Source organism: Pseudomonas sp. P5_A2_2, from assembly GCF_054177685.1.
On the sequence record NZ_JBGCUL010000314.1, the window covers coordinates 1 to 4,899 of the forward strand.

The following is a 4,899-nucleotide window of genomic DNA, read 5'->3' on the forward strand; positions in this document are numbered from 1 at the left end:
CTCCCACAGTGATCTCTGTTGTGCCAAAAATTTGTATTCACAGAAAATCCCCTGTGGGAGCGAGCTTGCTCGCGATGGGGCCGGTCCAGACCACATTAATGCCGGATAAGCTTACTGCGCACTTCAGCCATTGCCTGTTCATTCAGCTCCAGCCAGAACTGCTGCTTGCCGGCAATCTCGGCAGCCACCGGCAAACCATCGCGATACACCAGCCGATTGCTCGCCAGCGCCGGGACTTTCGCGCCGGGCAACAGCGTGCCGGCAAGGTTCAGCGGATCGACCCCGCACACCGCGACCAGACTGCCGTCATGGGGCCGACGCCGGACCTCGCGCAGCAATGGAATCGCCTCGGGAAGGGCGAATTGCTCGCCCGCCAGGCCGCTGACAAACCGCCCGCCACGAATCTCGCCCCGTGCCTCCAGGCGATGGAAAGTGCGCAGCAGTTCGCGCCAGCTCGGCAGCCAATCCGCCTCGCGTTCCAACAGGCGCCAGAACACCACGCCATAGCGACGCAACAAGGTCATGGCGATGTGTTCAAGGGTTTCGGCCGGTGTCGGCGCGGGACGCTGGTTTTCCACCACGGGCGCGGCAGGTGCGCGTCGCAACAGCGCCCAGCGCCCGGCGTCGTCCATACCACCGATAAATGCCCCGCGCCCGCGCCGACTGTTGCGCGGCTGGCGCTTGCTGACCGGGGTGATCAGTGCGCGCAATCCGGCGAAGCTGTCGGCATTCACCAACCCCGCGCCTACCAGTTCCTGCAGGGCGATTTCCAGCTCCGAACGCAGCAGATGGGCCTCATGGATCAGCTCATCGAAAAACAGCGCGCCGTGCTGGCTGAGGGCGGCGTGGACCTTTTGCGTTTTCGGCGACAGTTCGCTGACCGGCGTCTGTTCGGTCAAACCGCTCCAGAGACCGACCCGGTTACGCGGCAGCAATACAATCGGCGTGCTGCGCAGCGCGGCGCTGGCGCTTTTGTTGTGCGCGGTCAGGCGCGTCCACACCAGTCTGCCGCTGCGGCACAACTCATCCAGCCAGGTCGCTGAGTAGTCCTTGATCCGTCCGGGCAGGATGTCGCTGTCCCAGGCTGAGGCTGCGGCGGGGTAGCCTTCGAATTGCGCGACGACGGCTGGCAAAACCGCCGCGCCCTGACCCTGGCTCGCGGCCGATACATGCTGCCAGTCGAACAGGAATCGCATGAAATCCTGCAACGCCACCGGTTCGATTTCCCGACGCAGGCGCTTGACCGTATAGCGGTGAATCCGCGCCAGCAAATGCCGCTCGCACCATTCTTCTTCGGCGGTGCCCGGGGTGAAGCGACCTCGCAGCACGTAGCCTTCGCGTTCCAGTTGCGCCAGGGTCTGGTTGACCCGTGCAGCGGGCAAGCCGAGTGGTTCGGCAATACGATCGAGCGCCAGCGGCCCGAAGGCACTGAGCCGTGCGCGGATCAGTTCGAGGATGGCGTCGTCGGGTTCCCAGACCTCGTCGAAGTCCGGCAGCGCTTGCAGCCGTGGCGTCAATTCGGCCTGTGGATAAATCGCCCGCAGGCAGGTCAGGCGCTCCAGCGCCAACCACAACGATTGCCCAGCGTTGATCTGCAAGCGGCTCGCGCGTCCGCTGTCGGCCAGGGTCGTGAGCCAATCGAGCCACCGCGGATTGGCACCGGCCTCGGCATCGCTGATGCCCGCCAGGCTCATCAACGCTTCGTGCATTTCATCGACGCCGGAGGGCGTCGGCCAGGCTTCGTCGCGCACGGCGGCAATCGCCTCGGCATCCAGGGCACCGAGGTCGTCGGTGGATTGCGGGTCGCTCCAGCGGCGATTGAGCACGGCCTGGGTTCTGCGTTCCTCCAGTGGCGCATCGTCGAGAAAGGTATAGGGGCGGGCGCTGAGAATCTCCGCCGCCAGCGGCGAAGGCGCCGGCAAATCGCGGCTGATCAGGCGAATGTCGCCGCGTTCCATGCGCCGCAACAGGGCCAGCCAGCCTTCAGTGTCCATGGCTTCGTGCAGGCAATCGTCGAGGGTCTGCTCTACCAGCGGATGGTCGGGAATTTCCCGTTCGCCGGCGAGGTTTTCCACGCAGGCGATCTGGTCGGGAAACACGCTGGCGATCAAGTCTTCGCTTTTCATCCGCTGGATCTGCGGCGGGACTTTGCGCCCGCCGCTGTAGCGCGGTAGCGCCAGGGCCACCCCGGCATTCCAGCGCCAGCGCACACCGAACAGCGGCGCGTCGAGCACCGCTTGAATCAGGATATGCTCGGCGCTGTTGCTGTGCAGGTAGCGCCAGACATCGTCCAGTTCAAAACTGTGGCTGGTGGACAGCGACAGCACGATGGCGTCTTCGCTGGCGGCGGCCTGCAATTCAAAGTTGAAGGTGCGACAGAAACGCTTGCGCAGGGCCAGACCCCAGGCGCGGTTGATGCGGCTGCCGAACGGCGTGTGAATTACCAGTTGCGTGCCGCCGGACTCGTCGAAAAAGCGCTCCATCAGCAGCGTGTCTTGCGAGGGCAGGGCACCCAGCGTTTGCCGCGCGCGGGCCAGGTAGTCCACCAGTTGTCCGGCGCTGGCGAGGTTCAGGCCCAAGGTGTCAGTCAGCCAGTCGAGCGCTGGCTGCAAGTTGCCTGGCGCAACCCCCAGCAGGTCATCGAGTTGTGCCTGCAAGCGCGCCACCGCCGCGGACAGTTCGGCGCTGCGCCCCGGTGCTTCACCGAGCCAGAACGGAATGGTCGGCGGCTGGCCCTGGGCGTCCTCGACCCGGACTTTGCCGGTTTCCACCCGCAGGATCCGATAGGACGTATTGCCCAACTGGAAGACATCCCCGGCGATGCTTTCCACCGCGAAGTCTTCGTTGATGGTGCCGATGTTCAGCCCTTGAGGCTCCAGCAGCACGCTGTAGTCGGCGTTGTCCGGAATGGTCCCGCCGCTGGTCACCGCCGTCAGTTTTGCGCCCCGGCGACCGCGCAGGGTGCGGCTCACGGCGTCGCGGTGCAGGTAGGCACTGCGGATGCCCTGACGCCCGTTGTAGCCCTCGGCGAGCATGTGCAGCAGCGCCTGGTAGTGTTTGTCGTCGAGTGCAGCGTAGGGCGAGGCACGGCGCAGCATCTCCAGCAACGCCTGCTCCGGCCACTCCTGGCAACTGACCTCGGCGATGATCTGCTGCGCCAGCACGTCCAGCGGCGCCTGCGGGATCATCAAGGTATCGAGTTCGCCCCGGCGCACGCAGTCGAGTAGCGCGGCGCATTCGATCAGGTCGTCGCGGGTGGTGGCGAACAAACGGCCCTTGGGCGTGCCGCCGACCTGGTGCCCGGAACGGCCGACCCGTTGCAGAAACCCGGCAATCGAACGTGGCGAGGCGATCTGGCACACCAGGTCGACGTCGCCGATATCGATCCCCAGTTCCAGCGACGCCGTGGCGATCAGCACCTGCAGGTCGCCGCGCTTGAGTCGCTGCTCGGCGTCCAGGCGAAATTCCTTGGCCAGGCTGCCGTGGTGGGCCGCCACGGCATCCTTGCCCAGGCGCTCGCTCAGGTGCCGGCTCAGGCGTTCGGCCAGGCGCCGGGTGTTGACGAAAATCAGCGTGGTCCGGTGTTCCCGGGCGAGGGCGGCGAGGCGGTCGTAGACCAGTTCCCAGACATCGTTGGCCATCACGGCCGATAGCGGCACGGGTGGTACTTCGATATCCAGGTCGCGGGGGCGGGCGTGGCCGATGTCGATGATCTCGCACGGGCGGTCGCGACCCACCAGGAAGCGCGAGACGGCTTCGATGGGTTTTTGCGTGGCTGACAGACCGATGCGCAGCAGCGGCTCCGGGCAGAGTGCTTGCAGGCGTTCAAGGCTCAGTGCCAGGTGGCTGCCGCGTTTGCTGGCGGCCATGGCGTGGATCTCGTCGACGATCACCGTTTGTGTGGTGCCGAGCATCTGCCGGCCGGAATCAGAGCCAAGCAGCACATACAGGGACTCCGGTGTGGTCACCAGAATATGCGGCGCCGTCTTGCGCATCGCCGAACGGTCCTTTTGCGGAGTATCGCCGGTGCGCACGGCGGTGCTGATCTGCAGTTCGGGCAGCCCCATCACGCGCAATTGCTCGGTAATGCCGGCCAGCGGGTTTTGCAGGTTGATCTGGATGTCGTTGGACAGCGCCTTGAGGGGCGAGACGTAGACCACCAGGGTGGCGTCGGGCAAGCCTTCGGGGCTTTCCAGGCCGCGGTGCACCAGGTCGTCGATGACGGCGAGAAAGGCGGTGAGGGTCTTGCCGGAGCCGGTGGGCGCGGCGACCAGGGTCGAACGGCGCTGGCGGATCGACGGCCACGCCCGGGCCTGGGCGGCGGTGACCGCTGCGAACGTGTGGCTGAACCAGGCGCTGACGGCAGGGTGAAAGCCGCTCAGGGCACTGTCTGCGGGGATGGGCAGGTTCATGCAGCAATTTATGCGGGTGGGGGGCGCAAGATGCAAGTACCACTCAAGATCTTCACCGCCTTTCAGGGCCCTATCGCGAGCAAGCTCGCTCCCACAGGGGGGCGGTGTACACAAAACCACTGTAGGAGCGAGCTTGCTCGCGATGAAGCCAGTGGCAGCACTGCAAAACTCAGGCATCTACACTTTACGGATGACGGTTGCGCTCTAAACCCGCAAAATGCAACGATTCCGGCAATTACCAACGACATCGCCTGGGCGCGGTGTCGATAACGCCATTGTTTCAATCAGACTGGGCCTGCTGACTCTATGCGAATGCGCCTTATGTTACTGGGCGGCGGAAATGCCCTTGGGCAGGCGCTGATTCGCCTCGGTGCGGAGGAAGACATCGGTTTCCTCGCACCCCGCCCGCCCGAAGACGGCTGGGATGCCGCGAGCCTGACACAACTGCTCGACGACACCCGTCCCGATGCATTGATCAACCTTGCCT

Annotated in this window: 2 protein-coding genes; one reads left to right on the plus strand and one right to left on the minus strand. The window is 65.1% G+C overall.

The window, feature by feature from the left end; translation table 11 throughout:
• Positions 1 to 95 precede the first annotated feature (95 nt).
• Positions 96 to 4,412 (minus strand): Lhr family helicase, encoded by a 4,317-nt coding sequence (locus ACXRVY_RS17180; protein WP_223461692.1) that lies wholly within the window; start codon positions 4,410 to 4,412, stop codon positions 96 to 98.
• 306 nt (positions 4,413 to 4,718) lie between these two features.
• Between ACXRVY_RS17180 and ACXRVY_RS17185 the strand changes: the two genes are divergently transcribed.
• Positions 4,719 to 4,899 (plus strand): sugar nucleotide-binding protein (locus ACXRVY_RS17185; RefSeq protein WP_458237835.1); only part of this gene is annotated, 181 nt, incomplete at its 3' end.